Source organism: Aureisphaera galaxeae (assembly GCF_028561275.1).
GTDB lineage: Bacteria > Bacteroidota > Bacteroidia > Flavobacteriales > Flavobacteriaceae > Aureisphaera > Aureisphaera galaxeae.
In genome coordinates this window covers 373155-390974 of the sequence record NZ_JAQQTF010000007.1, presented here as the reverse complement: position 1 = coordinate 390974, position 17820 = coordinate 373155, and the positions used below count along the sequence as shown (strand labels likewise).

Genomic DNA, 17820 nt, shown 5'->3' with positions numbered 1-17820 from the left:
ATACTATGAAAATACCCTTTTTCTTTTTGACCCTTTTTAACATCGGGCTTGTTTTAGCACAAAATGCAAACGGTGAATATGAAGTTATAGAAAATGAGACAACACAGGCGACTTCTGATCGATTTTCAGTAAGTGCTACTGATGGTTATGATGTTACAATTCCTGAAGATATCCCATTCAATACGGGAGATCAGATTGAAGGGCATATCCAAAATTCAGTTAATCTTGCTACGGGTAAAGTTGTCTTTAACATACCAGTAGCAACTATATCAGCGAATAGAGTCTCGTTTCCTATCGCACTTTTATACAACGGACAAATTTCATTTGAACAGGGACGCCAACAGAACAAATATAGCCCTGTAAGCCCAGTTGGTGTCGGATGGTCTATGGAGATCCCCAAAATTATCGCAGATCACAATAATACAGGGGCTATAGATGATGACACATTCTACTTAATTTCGAACGGTTCTTCAGTAAAATTATTGAATGAGGGTAATTTCAATTTTAGGCCAGAAATTTATAGTCCGATTAAAGTTACCTACGACCAGTTCGCTGACACATGGACTATAATCGATGAAAATGCAACTATCTATACATATGATAAAAACTCATACATCTCAACATGGCAAGGCGGAAATTGGGTTGGTAGCACAAGCGTATCTGCTGACGCTCGTTTTACAAGAGAATGGAAATTGGGGAAAATCGAAGATCATTGGAATGGCAATTCACTTTCATTTGTATATGATGAGATCATGGGCAAAAACAACAGCAGTCAACCTAGTTACGCAGACCACACGGAAGCAAGTTATGTAAAGGAAATCATCTCCTCTCGCGGGGGTAAAGTTATTTTCAATTATGGAACCAAAAACATAGGTGAATATTTTGAGCCACATACAGAAATGGCGGAACCAGACGCGTATCAAGAATTCTACGAAAAAAAATATTTAGACAATATTGAAATTTTCGATCGTGAAAATAATTTTAAATATTTATTTGATTTGGAGCATACCATTCAAGATTTAGATTCTCAAAATAAGAAGAGATACCTCACTAGGATTACCAAGAAAGACTCCCAATTTAATCCCTTACCTCCCCAGGAATTTGAATATTTTTACAATGGAGATTTCAAAGGTGGCCTTCAAAAAATAACCTACCCCTCTGGTGGCTCTGTTACCTACAATTATGAAAATAAGTATCAGTTCTACAACGGTTATAATAGATTTGAAACTGCTCCCCCTAATCTATCCCAAGACTACAATTTAGCAGGATCCTATTCTGGGAACAATTTTGCCCTAAAACTATACATGTCTAAAACCCTGTATAGTGGTAATAAAAGAAAATTTAGGGTTTTGAGATTCTGGTGGAATGGTCAAAAATGGAACCACGATTTATACGATTTCATGCAAGCAGGAAGGGATTTGTTTGAGATTGAGACTGTCGGAGGGACTGAAAGGCCTAAAAACATGTTAGCCGTATTCAACGAGAATTTTTATGGTATCGTAAAATATGAAAATGACGATGCTGATCTTCATATGTTTCATTTGAACAAGGACGGAAAAACCTGGGATTTATATCAGGACCTGAATCTCGATATTGGACCCGGTAAACCAAGATTTATGAATGGGCTTGAATATGTAAGTATTGGTTCACATCATAATGGCAAACTGATAAATTATTTTTGGAATGGTATCGATTGGGGGAAAAGAACAATTTTCCAAGGTAGCGGACAATATTATTATGGAGCTGGAATTAACTTTATCCTCGCTATGGATGAAGACGGAGGAATAGATATGGGAGATGGGCAAACTTATAATGATAATTATTATTTTCACTATCTGGATTCGGAAAGGAAATGGGTAACTCATTCATGGTCAAGTATCTTAGACCCACACCTTAATGGCATCGAGCATCCAAGTTACTTTTACCCCGGTACGACAATGGCCGGATTTGTTCAAGATGACGATAATCCAGAGAAAATAATAAAATGGAACAAATTGTATGCAGTTACTGGGGTCGATTCCCCTTATGGTTGGTATGATTCTAGTTCTCCAATATTTCCTACGTTCAATAATAATTTTACTCTTACTTCCTATAATAAAAACCCTAAAAAAACAGTTCGATTTAACGGATCAATATGGAACGTAAAGGAAATAACACCTTCTTTTTCTACAACCATATCTGAAAATATGGTTTTGACTCATGAAGGGACTGGAACAGAAAAATTTTACTATTGGCTTTACAATCCAAATACGGACAATTGGTCAAAAACATACTTAGATTACTATGATCAAACCAACTATTATAAGGCCATAGCGGGTCTTACTCCGGATTTTGGAATAACAGGAAATAAGCTTTACACAAGAAATACTTTAGGCGCATTGCATACTCCAGTAACTATAGAGGGTTCATACGATTCGAAATTTGTATATTCTAATAATTATAATCATATTCTTGCCCAATTCTATAATGGGGGATTAAATTTTTCACATTCAAAACTCTATTATAAAAACAAGCGAAATGGGAACATTGAAAATATCAATTTAAATAGTAAATCTCATCTTTTTGGTCTTTTCGGAGGTTCTTTCGGAGGTTGGTATCCTTTTCTTAGTACTAACTCTATGTGGTTACGCGACAACTATGGAATGAGTTCTTTCAGCACTTATTTGTACAGAATTATCGATGACAGAATCAATGAAGATGTATATGACATTGTTGTTGACAACATTCTGATAGACAATAATAAAGGTAACATTAGGGAGATGGATTATGCCTACTCAAATCCGAATTCATTACCGGATCAAAGTATTACGTACTATGGAGAGGTTATTTCAAAAAATAAAGGATTGGGATCTGGAAATATTGGATACACTAAGAATTTTTATAATATAGGTGATATAGATATTAGAAAGGCTGGAATACTTGAGAAACAGGAAATAAGGGATGCAAATAATAATTTAGAGAGTGAGAGTATATATAACTGGGATATATTGCAGACAGGATTATCACACAATGGGCAATATGCCATCGCCCCAGCATATTATGCACGATTAATGAGTACAACAAATAAACAATTTATGGATAATGGCGATCAGCTAGATGAAATGATAACGGCCAATACCTATAATAGTCTTGGTTTAAAAACTGGACAGTATTCAACAAATAGTTTAGGTGAAACGGAGAGTCAAGAAATATTCTATGCCTACCAACAATATTCATTTGTAAATGACAATAACCTTTTAACTGCCCCGTATGAAGTCATCAATAAGATAAATGGCCAAGTAGTTTCTATTAGTAGAACCGTTTGGGAAGAAAAAACCTCTGTAAGTGCAGTTTATCCTTACGAGGAGTGGATACAAACTAACGCTTCTTCATTTAGAAGAATTAGCCAAATCTCTGAAATTGATGACAATGGTAATATACTAGAAACCAATAATGGCGAAGGAATCTATTCAACGACCTTATATGGGATGCAACATCGTTATCCTGTGGCTCAAATTAAAAATGCAAGATTCAATGATGTTGTGGCTGAATTGGATTACAGCTACGCTCAACTTCAGGATATTAGTGCTGGCCTTAAATCAGCGCTCTCCGTCCTCTATGATAGAATTCCATCGGCAATGGTATCCATATCCCTTTTTGATAGCGAGGGAAGGACAATCCTGGAAATGGATAATAGAAAAGATGAGATTAATTATATATATGATAGTTTTGGAAGACTTCTAAAGATTACCAACAAGGATGGCAATATATTAGAAGAAAAAACATACAACTTTGGAAGCGATTGATTATTAACACAATGATATACGTTGCCAGCGCCCGACCCTGTCGGGTTCATACAAAAGGTCAGGTCGGCGCTGAGGGATGAAAATGAAATACTTTCTTTATACCACCACGACCTTCATAGAGAAGGCCGTGGTTTTTTCTGCCCAGTGGCAGACAAGGTTGAACACCTGTCTGGCGCCAACATAGGAACTATTTCTTACGATTTTCACCAGAAACCATTTCCATAGGAACCGAAACTGTATTACAAAACTGATCATTCAGAACATATCCAACCAGTACATCCGCATTCATTTTAGGCAAAGGAATCCATGCGCTAAATCGAGCCCGAGCCATTCCCAAATCTGTGAATTCATAGACTCTGTCTAATTTCATATCCTCCCGAATCCATGATTTCCCACCATCTGTAGAGTAAGTAATTTCTGGAGCATCCATAAGTCCTTGCTTATCGGTTACCGTAATACGACATCTTAGATGAGGATATTCTTTGTCGTATCTATATCGGATCTTAGTAGCTTCAGGAAGTGATTGTCTTCGCACCGCCGTTAGCCCAATGGGTATTGAATTAAACGGAGTATCTGGCTCGTCCACAAGTCCTGCATCAATCAATATGTCCAACCGTTCATTTTCGATATTGGCATTACTGGCAACAAATTCAAGCAATACCTGATCGTTCTTCTGATTTGGATAAAAGTTGAGTACTTGCCCAATTTCGGGTGACAACCAACTTACCTCCCATCCTTCGGGAAGTCCTTTAACGTTATTAATCTTGAACTGTCTTGGGCTCCCCCCTACCTCTTGTCGCATAGGATACGGTAGGAAAGAAATGTATTGAAAATGCCATATCCCCAACTTTCGGATTTTCTCCAGAAATGCATCAAGGTCGAAAATTTTAACGATGTTCACATTCCATCCAAACCATTTGCCTTGATGGTTGCCGCCGGCCTTATATCGGTACAAATCTGTATAATACTGATAAGGCTTTTTGGTATGTTCAAAAACCACCGTTTTACACTTCCCTTTGGCAATTTTAATTCTTTTACCCGATCGCTTCGCATTTATTTTTTTCTTCGCTTTTCCTTTCTCTTTTTCGTAAGGCCAGCTTGTGACCCATAGTGTTTCATCCGTATTGGATTCGTTACAAATCTTGATTACCTGAATGAACTTATCTCCGGATTTAATGACGGAGTTCGATTTAATTACTGGTTGTCCCATTTTATTTAGATTTAATACCTCGCGACCAAAGCCCACGAAATAAGCTACACTGACTTTAAATTTAATAAATTGATAATGAGATATTTACAGTTAAAAGATGGTATTATTAGCGTGGTTTTCCCCTTTTTTTCATGTCCACTGTTACGGCCTTTAACCCTGCCAATCGGCAGGCTGGTTGGTTCTTCTATGGGCATAGGTATGCAACGTCAGAATTAAATAAAATTTCTATTTTTAAGAATACAGCCTCGACGCCTAGCCGAGGGTTGTGGTTTTTTGTTAAACTGAGGGCAGCTTATTTTTAGAAAAGGGATTAGAAATATAGAATCCTCTAACTATGATTACAAAGGAAATTATAAGAGAGTTCTTTGCAAACCTAGAAAGTGGAAATGAATTTGACACATCTACGGAACTTATGTGGGGATATTTCTTTCTGGACTCAAACTTGAATAGGCTAAAAAGATTTGGCGATGAGATGAAAGGGAAAGGGTACAGATTCGTTGATATTTTTAAGGCCGAAATGGAAAGTCAAGAAGATCCTAAAGAATACTATTTACATGTAGAAAGAATCGAATACCACAATACAGAAACGTTACATGAACGAAATCAGATGTTCTATAAATTGGTTCAGGAAAAAGGAATTGGCTTTTATGATGGATTTGATGTCGGTAATATTATAAAGTAAGTTTTATGAAAAGAATAAGTTCTGTACTTACGATCCCTTATAAATTGCTTTTATTTTTCGTATCCGGAATCCTATTGACATTCAGTTGGATTATGTTTTCTAACGGACATCTTATTGCTGCAATAATTATTGGAGGACTTTGCATTTTATTTCTCCTACTCGCGATTAAACTAAAATCGATATTTATTGATGAAAACAACATCATCACAAAGGGAGTATTCAGTGAAAAGGCAATCAAGAAGGAAGAGTTAAAAAAAGTGGGGAATGTTTTTCTATTTTTTTACTTACAATTTCAAAATGGTAAAAAGGTTTTTTTTCTAAATACCATTGGTGAGGAAATAAAAACACTAACTCAATCTATTGAAGCTGTTGAAAAGGATATTTATGAAAAGATCAAAGGAGAAAGTTCTTAATAAAGTTCTGCTTTTAAAAGGATCGTAGTAATTTAATAGATCTGTACTTCCTTAGCCACACTGCGATTTGGTAGCACTATCGTAAATCGGGTTCCTTCTTTCAATTTACTTTCCACTACTATATGCCCCCCATGACGTTCCACAAAATTATGGCATAAAATAAGACCCAGTCCAGTTCCTTCTTCACCGTGAGTGCCAGACGAACTGGTTCGGGCATCCAAACGAAACAACCCATCTACCTGTTCTTGGTGCATTCCCGTTCCATTGTCACTAATCCATACCCGTAATACCCCATTCTTAAGTTGAGTTCCCAAGTTAATTTCTCCACCATATTCAGTGAACTTTATCGCATTGGAGATTAAATTGCGAAATACCGTTTGCATCATATCACTATCCCCTCTAAAAAGCACCTCTTCTTCCAACTGATATGTCAATCGTATTCCCTTGGCCCTAGCATGCTGCTGCATAGAGCTCCCGACATGGACTAAACAATGGTTCATGTGAAATGAAGTTTCCTGAAATCGGATATCTCCAGTCTGTGAAAGTGCCCAACGAAGTAAATTATTCAATAAATCTACCGTATTGGAAGTTGCGTCAGTTAAGCCATCTATGATTTGAGTGAGACCTGGATTATTTATTTCTTCATTTCTAAGAAGGTGAAGCATTCCTTCAATAGAATTCAAAGGCTGCTTCATATCATGTCCAATAATGGAGAAGAACCTTTTCTGCGTCTGGTTCATTTTCGAGAGTTCGTCATTCTTTCGCTGTATTTCTTCTTCATTGATTACCAGCAGTTCATTGGCCTTTTCTAGCCTCGAACTAAGCTTTTTATAGCTTCTTACCTGTAATGTTATAGCAAATGCCAATGCCAAAAAGGTGCAATACCACAATAACAGCCAACTGGAAAACCCTGCAGTAGCTCCTCCAGGTTTGTAGGCAGTTCCAATCTTAAACCCAAACCCATAAGCCGTGACATCGGAGTAAATAAAGGAAGAAGTATCGGCCATATAATTTTTATAATACTCCGTATCTATATCAGTATTGTATACCTTGGTATTGTTATAGGTTTGCTCTCTATCAAAATCATAGCCTTCCTGTGTACTAAAATGAAAAACGAATTCTTGCTCATCGGCATCGTCGTATATGTCCTGGATAATACTTTTAAAATCCACGATGGCAGCCACATACCCCAGTACCCTCCCATTCCGCTTTACTCTAAAATCGATAGGCACTCCTACCCATCCTTCAATTAGGTTTAACGGAGGGAATACCCTAAGGGAATCTTGTGCCATCAAGGCATCGAGCATCTTAATCTTCCTGTCACTTCTAAGGGAGGACACTGAAGTTCCCACCAATCCGGCAGGATTCATTTTATCCCTTTTAAAGGACTGCCTAAAAACATGATTGGTGTCTATAAAAGAAACCACAATGGAATCTTCACTTTTTATATCGGCGTATTGGTTCCTTACAAATTCTTGGAATTCCTCAGCTGTGGGCATCTCGGTGGAGAGGTTCATAAAAGATCGCATTCCAGCAACCAAACCAGCAAACTTATCCACAGAAGTCGTAAACCGATCCACGGTTCTACTATGTTCATGTTGCAACCTAAGATTTCGCTCCTGTTCCTCCTTCTTATTAAAATTATTGTTGAGATATAAAATAAAAAGTGCTCCAGTAAGGAGTAAGAAAAAGAAGGAAATCCAGTGTAAGTTCTTTTTCAGATAACTCATATTGAGACATTTGGGGGCTCCCAAAGTAAGGAAATCCTAACTAGGATCGGTACAAATTATCGAATAAAACCTCCCCTAATCGAAAACATGCCCATATAAATACCAAGGAACAATGCGTAATCAGAATAAATCTTAGGCAAAAAATACAATTCAGTAAATGGCAACCCAATCTTGTACTATACCGTTTTTTTTATTGGTTTTATATTAAAAAAGCACCCAGTTTCCCGGGTGCCAAACTATAAAATCAAACCTATTATTTCTGATTATTCCAGAACCAGAATCTTGTTCATATTAATGGACGGCGTAGTAACCCTCACGAAATAGATTCCTGACTTTTTCTTCCATAAATTCACAGAAATCTGCTTCTTACCTCCGGTTGTACCGCTTGCAATTGTATTTCCGTGGAAATCATACACCTCATACGTACCTTCTTCGGCAGCATCCAAGCGTAAATCGAAGATTCCACTGTTCGGATTCGGAACGATACTAAACGAAGCTTGTCGTGCCTGTGATTCGGCATCTGCAGATCGTTGTTCAGGATCGTTAATGATCAAGAATCGCTCTCCTCCTTCAAACTCACGCTTCAGGTAATTTTCCTGAACCACATCGAACAAAATTTGCTCTCCCCGTTCTATTTCACGGAACAATTCAAATTTGAAAGTAAGCGAGAAAGTCTCTCTATATTCTAATGGGAATCGCATAAAGGCAGCTTCTGGACTTGTCAGTTTTACAACAGCTTCATCTACAATCTCAATGCCTTCCCCTTCCAAGGAACCGTATTCCAACAAGCGCTCGAACAACTCATAATCCATCTTCACCAAAACATGTCCAACGTCGAAATATCTTTTTCTGATTCTTTCATTGAACCCTCTATCGAAGAAGCGAACATTGATCAATGGCAGCTCTTCGTTGATTCCACGAATAAACACACTCTGTGGCGGTGGAAGATCATTAGGATCGGCATTGTATACACTAACATTCTTCCATGCAATATTGTTGTTGTTTCTCGCATTCGGGCTCACACTTCCCACTGCTTCATTAAACATAGGGTCGTTGGGCGAAATAATACGCGATACCAAACAGAAATGGTGTTTGTCATTAATATAATCGTCTGGATCAGGTGGCCACCAAGGAATTTCCATAGTAATATCAGCTCCCGGAGCAATGGATGGGATGATAGCCGTACCAATAATATCTCCGTGCAACACACTGTTAGGTCCTACATTCTGATAGAAATTATCGAAATGCACTGGCCATTGCAGTCCCGTAGAAGCCTTACTGAAGTACACCTTCAACACCGCACAGTCTGAAGTCGTAGTCCCACGGTTTCTAATCTTCACATAGACTCCATTGGGCTCAGACTCCTTAAACTCTGGATTCTGTGGCGTGGTTCCTCCGTCTAAGGACTGACGCACCCAAATATCTTCACTAATCCACATTGGGCCCGTATCTGGATTCGGCTCCAATCCAATATCGAAAGGACGATCCTTCGTATACAAATCAAAGGATCCCGAAACAATAGGACATGGTGAACAATCGCCCAAACAAGAGCCATTGGCTACGTTGTCACGCAATACATTTCCTGGTTGTAATCCAAACCCAAGGTTAAAGTTGATCCCCACAGGCTGGATATGACAATAACTCATAATAGTTCCCCCATTGGCAGGAACAGGAGGTTGTGGACAGAAGTTACATCCCGGAATGTTCGGATTCGGGTTTTCCTGACAGCTACTACAACCATCGATGGCGGTATTGTTACCATTCCATACACAGGCATGCGTGTGTCGCGAACCAAAAAGGTGTCCAAACTCATGGGTTACTACCATCACATTCCAACTGTAAGTAGGAACATTGGTCACAGTAGAAGAGAGGTTGGCCGAAACAGACAGACTTAAATCGGTATTGGGATTACAAATCCCATCGAACCCAGCGGCACGTCCCCCTCCAGCATTTCGGAAGGTCAGCAATTGCCCCAAATCCCCGGTAAAGGCCCCAGTATTGTTCTGAAACTGGGTAAGTAGGGAGGCTGTGTTGGTCGCCGTATATGGATCGGCCGTATTCCAAACATTGATCATGGAAATGGTCGTATCGATCCCTTCATTGTAGTAGATAATGGCTACCTGATTGTACAGGGCCGTTACATAATTTTCTACTCCAGGAACCGTTCCGAAAGACTGGAAAATATCGAATTCCGTTTCAAAATATAGTCCCACACAGTTGGTTTCGAAAGCACGTGTTTGCCCGTGCGGATCGTAAGGCTCCATCAACATGTTCGGATCGTACTCGATAAAGCCAATATCATCTGGCATATCGCACTCAAAATCGAAATGCACGCGTAAGTTGTTATCGTTGTAGATGATAAACTCATCTGCATCTTTTAACTTACCGATGTTGTAGTTCCCTTCATTGTTGGAGATAAAACCCATGACATCCTTCTCAAAGAAACTCAAGGCCACAAGACTGTTCTCCTCACCTCGGATTACACCTCGATAATGCTTTGCGTTTCTGTTGGGCTCATGCTGCTTTCCATCGCTGGTTACCAATTGATAGTCATAAAAACTATCGGGAACGGCAACCAAATCGATGGTAGCAGTACTTCTTCCCAAGGGGATATCGAAGGAAATAGCCCTTCCTTTCCATTGAGAGGAATTTTGCTGATACTCTAATAAGTGCACCTCTTCGGCATTGTAGAAATCCTCGGGTTGAGCATATCTTTTGCTGGAAAGCTCGAAAGGTGTTACCGTTTGAAAATCGATATTATTCGATTTAGCTTCCTGAACCTGATCGTGAATTCTATTTTGGGCCATCAATGTTCCCGAAAATAGGAACAAGGCCAAAAGCATGAAAGTTTTTAAATGATGTATCTTCCCTCTGAACACAGGGATTTTTCGATACTGAAAATAACATAGTTTCATAATGGTGGTTTTTAATGTTTTAATTAAGATTTTAAGTAAGGTTTGATATTAAAGTTATCATTGATTGGAGATGCTAAATTATTATGAATCAATTATTTAATGTCGGGTCGAACGCCCCGTTTTGAATAGGAAAAACCCTTTTGAAATCTCCTGCTTTTTACAAACCATGCTTACGGTTTTGCCGTACGGATTACCTTTTGAGACAGGCCCAATTTTAGTTTATCGGGACTTGTTATTAGCTTCCTTTTACAGCTTAGAAAGCTGAATTTTATTCACACAAGGAAATGTAAAATTGAAGTCCACGTTATATAGCAATAATTAAAATCGTCGTATTTTTATTCCATGCTAAAAAAGTCCTTGTCCCTCCTTTTCATTTGCCTCCTCATAAGTTGCAAAAGCGAACCTACCCTGACCTTTACTCCTGAAAGTTTTACTGAAAAAGAACTTAAGATCTGTGAAGAGGAACCCTGTTCTTCGGTCGTGGTCGATTTTCCACGAGTGAGTGGCGATGCCGACCTTTCCAAAACCATCAATGCCGAGATAGAACAATGGATTGCTGCAGTACTATTTTTGGGGGAAGACGACGTACCTACCGCAAAAACGTTGAAAAGTACCGCTGAAGATTTCATTCTCGCCTATCGCGATCACCAGGCGGATCTACCAACGGCAATCGATACTGGCGGATACGAAGCCGAAATTAACATAGGGATCACTTATGAATCCTCTGAAATCATTTCCATGATGATGGATCACTTTACCTATACCGGTGGAGCACACGGATATGGCGGAATCTCTTACCTCAATCTGAACAGCACCACGGGAAAAGAAATAAAAACAAAAGACCTTTTTTCCGACACCAAGGCCATTACGAAGCTGGTCGAAGAAGCATTCAGAAAGGAATACGACATCCCTAACGATAAAAGCATTAACGATCCTGGGTTTTGGTTCGAAAATGATACCTTTTACCTTCCTGAAACGGTTGGATTCACGGCAAACCACATGCTGGTTACCTACAATCCGTACGACATTGCACCCTATTCTGAAGGCATCATCCAGCTGAAAGTTCCCTTAGAAAACATCGACGAACATCTCAATTTTAACATAGAATGAATAAAGTATACCACCTAGCTACTTGCGACACCTGTCAACGCATCCTGAAAGAATGGGACCTTCCCGAAACCTTTGAACAACGTGAAATAAAATCAGAGGGCATTTCCGAGTCCGAATTAGAGCAGATGAAGGAACTTGCCGGAAGTTATGAAGCCCTTTTCAGTAAACGTGCCCGACTTTATAAGGAACGCGGATTAAAGGATAAGAATCTCTCTGAAGATGACATTAAACAACTCATTTTAGAACACTATACTTTCTTAAAACGTCCCGTACTCATTAATGGAGGCGAAATCTTTGTGGGGAACAGTAAAAAAGTGGTGGAAGCCGCCAAAGCCAGTCTTTCCTAATAACCTATGAACCAAAGAGCACTTGCACTTCTTGCAGCTACAGGAGCCAGCGCTATTTATGGGATTAACCATACGTTGGCCAAAGGCCTAATGCCCGATGTCATTGGCCCGTTTGGGTTTATTGTATTGCGGGTAACGGGTGCAGCAGTGCTGTTTTGGATCACCGGTTTGTTCCTTCCCAAGGAAAAAATCGACAGAAAAGATTGGCTGCGCATTGTAGGCTGTGCCCTTTTTGGAATGGTCATGAATATGAATGCCTTTTTCAAGGGATTGGAATTGAGTACGCCCATTAATAGTTCTGTGGTGATTACGCTTACGCCTGTCTTGTTGCTTATACTTTCGGCATTCTTCCTGAAGGAACGAATTACTTGGTTGAAATCGGTAGGGATTGGTCTGGGATTGGTGGGAGCACTCCTACTGATTCTCTTTGGTGAAAAGACCCAGCCCAATGCGCCTAACATTCCACTTGGGAACATCTTTTTCATCGTAAATGCAACCTCCTACGCATTTTACCTCATTATGGTGAAACCTTTGGTCGCTAAATATAGTTCCATTACCCTGATGAAGTTTTTCTTCCTCATTGCGATTTTCTTCAATATCCCGATTGGTGGAAGCGAATTTATGGCAGTGGACTGGGCAAACCTGAATTTTGATGCTTGGTGGAAATTGGCCTTTGTGGTGGTGGGAACTACCTATCTTACCTATCTCTTCAACATCTATGCATTAAAGCAACTAAGCCCGTCTACGATAGGTGCCTTTATTTACCTGCAACCGGTATTGGCCACGCTATTTGCCATCATGGCTGGGGCAGACACCCTCAATTCCCTACGATTAGGAGCTGCTGCGTTGATTTTTCTAGGCGTATTCCTTTCAACCCGAAAGAAAAAAGCGGCCCAACCCGGAGGCTAAACCGCTTTTCATTTCAAAAAAAACAACACTAGTTTCTTCCTGCGATGACACCACCATCCGTATCCCAAATGGCACCGGTAACCCAAGAAGTTTTATCCGATAACAAGAATAAAATACTATTGGCCACATCCTCGGGACTTCCATTACGTCCTATCGGATGAAAACCGTGAAAACCTTCCAATGCCTTTTCCGCTTCTTCCTGTCCTCCAAAAACACTATGGTACACCGGAGTAGCAACCACAGCTGGAGATACCGCGTTTACCCGAATGTTGTGGTCGGCCAATTCCATAGCCAAATGTTGTGTTAAGGAATGCAGTCCGGCTTTCTGCATGGAGTAGGCGGAAGAAGGAGTTGCTTTTACCGCCTGTTTGGCCCACATGGAACCTACATTTACGATAGATCCATTCCCGCCTTCTTTCATCTTTTTGGCCGCGGCCTGTGTGAGGAAAAAGAACCCGCGATTTAGATCGAGATAGGAGTCATAATCGGCTAGGGTATGATCCAGGAAAGACTTGGGACCAAAAATTCCTGAAGCATTTACCAAATAGTCTACCCGATCTAAGGAATCGATCTTATCGACCAACTGTTGCAAATCACTAGCCTTGGTAATGTCGGCTTTCACCTTTACAAGATTGGGTTTATCTGCCACCTTATCGGGATTTCGTCCCACGATCACTACGGTCGCTCCTTGATCCAATAATTGATGTGCTGCGGCATTTCCAATACCACTGGTGCCACCAACGATGATGGCTACTTTGTTTTCGAATTCTTTCATAGTATGCAATTTAAAGATTAATATAGACAGACAAGTCTGTCTTTTTTTGGTTAAAAATTTTTACTTCAAGGATTGGGTAGCCATATGCTTGGCCATTTTAATAGGCCAATCCTGTTTGTACAAATGGCTTTCGGCCACCGCTCCCTCATACAGCAAATAGATCTGTTTGGCCAAGGATTCTGCTTGTTTTTCCTCCATACCTTCCCGATTGGCAGCAATGAGCTTTTCTATGAACTTCAGGAATTCCCTTTTCTCTTTCTGAATTTCCACCAATATCTTCTGGTTATCGCTGGGGATTTCAGAAACCGTATTCAAACACCAACAACCGTGAAACCCATCCCCTTTAAAAAACTGTTGGAGGAAATCGAAAATTCCGAGGATCTGCTTGTCTCCCTTGGGCTTTGCATAGCAGTACAGCCCAATCTCATGCAAAAACACTTGGTTCTTGTATTGAATATACGCCACACAAATGTCTTCCTTAGACGAAAAATGATTGTACAGGGTCGCTTTGGCAATACCCGCCTCGGCAATGATCTCATTGATTCCCGTTAGGTTATACCCCTGCTCATAGAATAAATTGGAGGCCGTCCTTACAATCGTATTTCGTACTTCTGAATGCTTCACGGGAACAAATATAGCAGTAATTTTCAAAAACAGACAAGTCTGTCTACTTTTTAATATAGGATTAACATGTTGCGAATTTTATTGAACGCCGTAATTCCTAACTTTAGGGGACTAATTAAAAACCTTACACAATGAATACTGAAGAAATTGCAAGCAAGCTAGTAGAATGGTGTAACAGCGGTCAGGAAGAGCGATGCTACCAAGAGTTGTACAGCCCGAATATTGTAAGTATCGAGCCTGAGGGAAGTTCAGAAAATCCTATTGCCGAAGGCATGGAAGCCGTGGCTAAAAAAGGGGAATGGTGGCGTGAGAATTTTGAAATGCACAGTAGCCATATGAGCGATCCCATCATAGCCGATAATTGGTTTAGCGTACGTCACGAAATAGATGTAACCCACAAACCCAGCGGACAGCGCAGCAAGACGTCCGAAATTAGTGTCTATACCGTAGGCGACGGAAAAATAGTACGGGAACAATTCTTCTACGACGTTCCTAGCGAAGGATAAAAAAGAACCTCCCCGTTGGGAGGTTTTTTTATGCTAAATCTTTAGGCATTCGGCCCGATTGCCGCATGTCCATTTTTGTCAAGACTTTAAAATCATCCGTTTTCGGAGCTTTTGCCAACAAAGGAAGTAGCTCCTCCGGAAGTGCGGTGAGCTTACGTGCCTTTAGGTCCATCCAGCCTCCCTGCATTTCGCAAAAGGCCAGATTACGTCCTTTATGATCGTAAAAATTGTGCACAAAACGAAAGAACATTCCATCCTCACTCATACCGCCCAACTGAAAGCTCACCCTTATAGGCTGCCCCTGGAATATTTCCTTAAAATAAAATACATTCTCGTTAAAAACCACAGGGCCCATATCGTACTTCATCATGACTTCTTGATTAATCCCATGATCAATTAAAAAGCCCATGCGGGTATGACTCATAAAGTTGATATACGAACTATTGGCCAAGTGGCGGTTGGCATCCAGATCGCTCCATCGAATATCGAATTCCTTAAAATACATGCACTAATTTTTTATAAAGGTTATTACTCTGTCAATAACATCGGGCGTTTTCAGGTTATGATCATTTCCTTCGGTAAAATAGGTTTGGATCACTTTGTTGCCATTCAAGGCACTCTCAATCGCCCTAAAAGGCGTTACCCTATCGTTTCTCTCATGAATTACCAACAAGGGGTCCTGTACCTTCTTAAAGAAATGCTTCATAGAAACTTCACCATGCGGTAACTTCAAGATGCTATTAATTTTTCCTTCCAAATTAGCTATGGCCTTATTGGATAGGCCCAGCAACTCTTCGAAGTACACAAAGATAGCATCCATGCCTGAAGGAGCTCCGGTAATGACGTACTTTTTTATGGGCAATCCGTCCGCTTCCAAATGGGCATAGGCAGTCGCCAAACTTCCTAGGGAATGGCATACCAACGTATCCACAGGACCGGTTAGCTCCAGGGCCTGACGCAGGGATTGACGGTACACTTCCAAATTGAGGTACTTCCCCTTGGCCATACCATGACCCGGCGCATCAACTGCATATACGGTGTATTCGCTGAGATCTAAATGATCTACGAAATTGCGCCAGCGTTGGGAATTGCTAAGCCATCCATGCAAAAACAGCACGGTCTTTGGGCCTTGACCCCATTTGTGCAGTACGGCCGAATGTCCATCCACTTCGAGGAAGGTCTGTTCAGCATCTTCAAAAAATTCTTTTCCCTTTTCAGAAATGCCTACACGTTTCACCTTGCAAAGCAAGTTGAAAGAGAAATCGGCATTCCATTTAGGGAATACTACAGCAGTTACGTTAATAAACGCACCTACGGATTGGGTGATTAGTTTTTTCATTTTAATTAAGATACCAATCGGTATCGTTTTGTTCAAAAAAATATTACAAGGACATATCCTTCACCAAACTTCGCAAATGAGCGATAGTTTGGGTAATGGCAGTTTTGTTTCGTTCCAACTTACTCATCATAATGCCTCCTTCCAGGGTAGCAATAATAATGGTGCAGTAAAGGGACGTATCGATCTCTGGCCTTACTTGGCCATTCTTAATTCCATTCACCAACAGTTTTTCTACAGATGCTTTTAATTGAGCCAACATATTGTAGGCCTGCTGACGCAAAGCGGTATTGGTATCATCTACTTCCACCGCAGCGTTCATAAGAGGGCAACCTCCGTCGTAAAGCGGAGTTTCCATGTACTTTTCGAAGAAGGAGAAAATGGCTTCCATCTTTAAATGAAAGTTCTTCGCTTCCCGAATGGACTGCCCCAATTCGTTGAACATAAGCTTCCCCAAACTTCGTAGCGCTTCCTGCTCCAGATCACTTTTGCTTTCAAAATGACGATAAATGGCTCCCTTGGTTAGGCCTGTTGCCTTGGTTATGTCACTTATGGAAGTCGCTTTGTACCCTTGGGTATTAAAGAGATTTGCGCTCTCCTTTATAATCGTATTTTTTGTGGTTTCTGGATTTCTCACGGGGCAAAGATACCGATCGGTATCTTGCTAAACAAAAAAATCTCCCCGATTTGGGAAGATTTTGTGATTTGTAAGGAATTCCTTTCTTAGATCTGGCTCATTCCACCATCAATTTCCAATTCGATCCCATTTACATAACTGGCTTCTCCACTTGCTAAGAACAGTACGCCTTCGGCTACTTCCTCGGATTCCCCGAAACGCTTTAATGGTACATGCTGCGCAAAGGAGGATCCCATTTCCTGAATCTGGTCTTCGGTCATTCCCATCTTATCATAGATTGGAGTTCCAATAGGCCCAGGGGCGATAGAGTTCACACGAATATTACGTGGAGCCAACTCAGTGGTCAATACCCGGGCATAGGCACGAAGGGCTCCTTTGGTTGCACTATACACGCCAGCACCTTCAAATCCTTTTTGATGCACAATAGAGGTATTGAAAATAATATTCCCTCCATCATTCAGGTTAGGAATGGCTTCCTTCACCAAAAAGGCAGGACCTTTAATGTTGATATTGAACTGATTGTCGAAAAAATCTTCGTTTATCTGATCGGCAGGTGCAAATTGCGCTACTCCAGCATTGGCAAATACCACATCGATCTTGCCGTAAGTGTCCACCGCCGCATCGATCAGTTTTTTGTTGTCGGCTGGATTTGCCTGATCGGCCAAAACGGCCTTGAAATTACCTTCTAGATCTTTAGAAACCTCATCCAAGGCCTCTTGTCGTCTTCCGGAAAAGACCACATTGGCCCCTTCTCGTAAAAATCCCTTTACTGCGGCCAATCCGATTCCCGAATTACCCCCTGTTACTACTACTGTTTTGTTTTGAAATTTTCCCATGTGTA

16 protein-coding genes are annotated in these 17820 nt (G+C 40.4%); 7 read left to right on the top strand and 9 right to left on the bottom strand.

Going from position 1 to position 17820, the window contains the following annotated elements; genetic code table 11:
• Positions 1-5: 5 nt before the first annotated feature.
• Positions 6-3785 carry a hypothetical protein gene (locus POV27_RS14865; RefSeq protein WP_272863579.1) on the top strand — a complete coding sequence of 1260 codons (3780 nt, stop codon included), beginning with the start codon at positions 6-8 and terminating at the stop codon, positions 3783-3785.
• A 187-nt stretch (positions 3786-3972) separates the two neighbouring features.
• Here POV27_RS14865 and POV27_RS14860 read toward each other — a convergent pair whose 3' ends face one another.
• Positions 3973-4995, bottom strand: coding sequence for a hypothetical protein (locus POV27_RS14860; RefSeq protein ID WP_272863578.1), 1023 nt, complete (start codon positions 4993-4995; stop codon positions 3973-3975).
• 334 nt (positions 4996-5329) lie between these two features.
• Between POV27_RS14860 and POV27_RS14855 the strand changes: the two genes are divergently transcribed.
• Positions 5330-5677, top strand: a complete 348-nt coding sequence (locus POV27_RS14855; RefSeq protein ID WP_272863577.1) for a ribonuclease E inhibitor RraB — start codon at positions 5330-5332, stop codon at positions 5675-5677.
• A gap of 5 nt (positions 5678-5682) precedes the next feature.
• The gene (locus POV27_RS14850; protein WP_272863576.1) at positions 5683-6090 is read left to right on the top strand and encodes a hypothetical protein; all 408 of its coding nucleotides are present in this window, start codon (positions 5683-5685) and stop codon (positions 6088-6090) included.
• Between the two features lie 32 nt (positions 6091-6122).
• On the opposite strand, the gene POV27_RS14845 is transcribed toward POV27_RS14850, so the two are convergent.
• Both POV27_RS14845 and POV27_RS14840 read right to left on the bottom strand, forming a co-directional pair.
• Positions 6123-7820: a sensor histidine kinase gene (locus POV27_RS14845; RefSeq protein ID WP_272863575.1), complete on the bottom strand. Its 1698-nt coding sequence runs from the start codon at positions 7818-7820 to the stop codon at positions 6123-6125.
• A gap of 263 nt (positions 7821-8083) precedes the next feature.
• Complete coding sequence (locus POV27_RS14840) at positions 8084-10735, bottom strand: M12 family metallo-peptidase (RefSeq protein ID WP_272863574.1); 2652 nt, start codon at positions 10733-10735, stop codon at positions 8084-8086.
• Between the two features lie 342 nt (positions 10736-11077).
• Between POV27_RS14840 and POV27_RS14835 the strand changes: the two genes are divergently transcribed.
• Genes POV27_RS14835 through POV27_RS14825 form a run of 3 tightly spaced genes read left to right on the top strand, consistent with a single transcriptional unit; the run spans position 11078 to position 13101 of the window.
• Positions 11078-11845 (top strand): DUF3298 and DUF4163 domain-containing protein, encoded by a 768-nt coding sequence (locus POV27_RS14835; RefSeq protein WP_272863573.1) that lies wholly within the window; start codon positions 11078-11080, stop codon positions 11843-11845.
• Positions 11842-12192, top strand: coding sequence for an arsenate reductase family protein (locus tag POV27_RS14830; RefSeq protein WP_272863572.1), 351 nt, complete (start codon positions 11842-11844; stop codon positions 12190-12192). The genes POV27_RS14835 and POV27_RS14830 overlap by 4 nt, the downstream gene beginning before the upstream one ends.
• Positions 12193-12198: 6 nt before the next feature.
• The gene (locus POV27_RS14825; RefSeq protein WP_272863571.1) at positions 12199-13101 is read left to right on the top strand and encodes a DMT family transporter; all 903 of its coding nucleotides are present in this window, start codon (positions 12199-12201) and stop codon (positions 13099-13101) included.
• 28 nt (positions 13102-13129) lie between these two features.
• Here the strand turns inward: POV27_RS14825 and POV27_RS14820 are convergent, their stop codons facing one another.
• Together POV27_RS14820 and POV27_RS14815 are read right to left on the bottom strand one after the other, a co-directional pair.
• Positions 13130-13876 (bottom strand): SDR family NAD(P)-dependent oxidoreductase, encoded by a 747-nt coding sequence (locus POV27_RS14820; RefSeq protein WP_272863570.1) that lies wholly within the window; start codon positions 13874-13876, stop codon positions 13130-13132.
• Between the two features lie 60 nt (positions 13877-13936).
• A complete protein-coding gene (locus POV27_RS14815; RefSeq protein WP_272863569.1) occupies positions 13937-14500 on the bottom strand; it encodes a TetR/AcrR family transcriptional regulator in 564 nt (187 codons plus the stop codon).
• Between the two features lie 131 nt (positions 14501-14631).
• Here POV27_RS14815 and POV27_RS14810 point away from each other — a divergent pair, with 131 nt between their 5' ends.
• Complete coding sequence (locus POV27_RS14810; protein WP_272863568.1) at positions 14632-15006, top strand: nuclear transport factor 2 family protein; 375 nt, start codon at positions 14632-14634, stop codon at positions 15004-15006.
• A 28-nt stretch (positions 15007-15034) separates the two neighbouring features.
• Here the strand turns inward: POV27_RS14810 and POV27_RS14805 are convergent, their stop codons facing one another.
• From POV27_RS14805 to POV27_RS14790, 4 genes are all read right to left on the bottom strand, one after another.
• Positions 15035-15511, bottom strand: a complete 477-nt coding sequence (locus POV27_RS14805; RefSeq protein ID WP_272863567.1) for an acyl-CoA thioesterase — start codon at positions 15509-15511, stop codon at positions 15035-15037.
• Between the two features lie 3 nt (positions 15512-15514).
• Positions 15515-16345: an alpha/beta hydrolase gene (locus POV27_RS14800; RefSeq protein WP_272863566.1), complete on the bottom strand. Its 831-nt coding sequence runs from the start codon at positions 16343-16345 to the stop codon at positions 15515-15517.
• Positions 16346-16388: 43 nt separating this feature from the next.
• A complete protein-coding gene (locus POV27_RS14795) occupies positions 16389-16979 on the bottom strand; it encodes a TetR/AcrR family transcriptional regulator (RefSeq protein WP_272863565.1) in 591 nt (196 codons plus the stop codon).
• Between the two features lie 86 nt (positions 16980-17065).
• Positions 17066-17815, bottom strand: a complete 750-nt coding sequence (locus POV27_RS14790) for an SDR family oxidoreductase (RefSeq protein ID WP_272863564.1) — start codon at positions 17813-17815, stop codon at positions 17066-17068.
• Positions 17816-17820 lie beyond the last annotated feature (5 nt).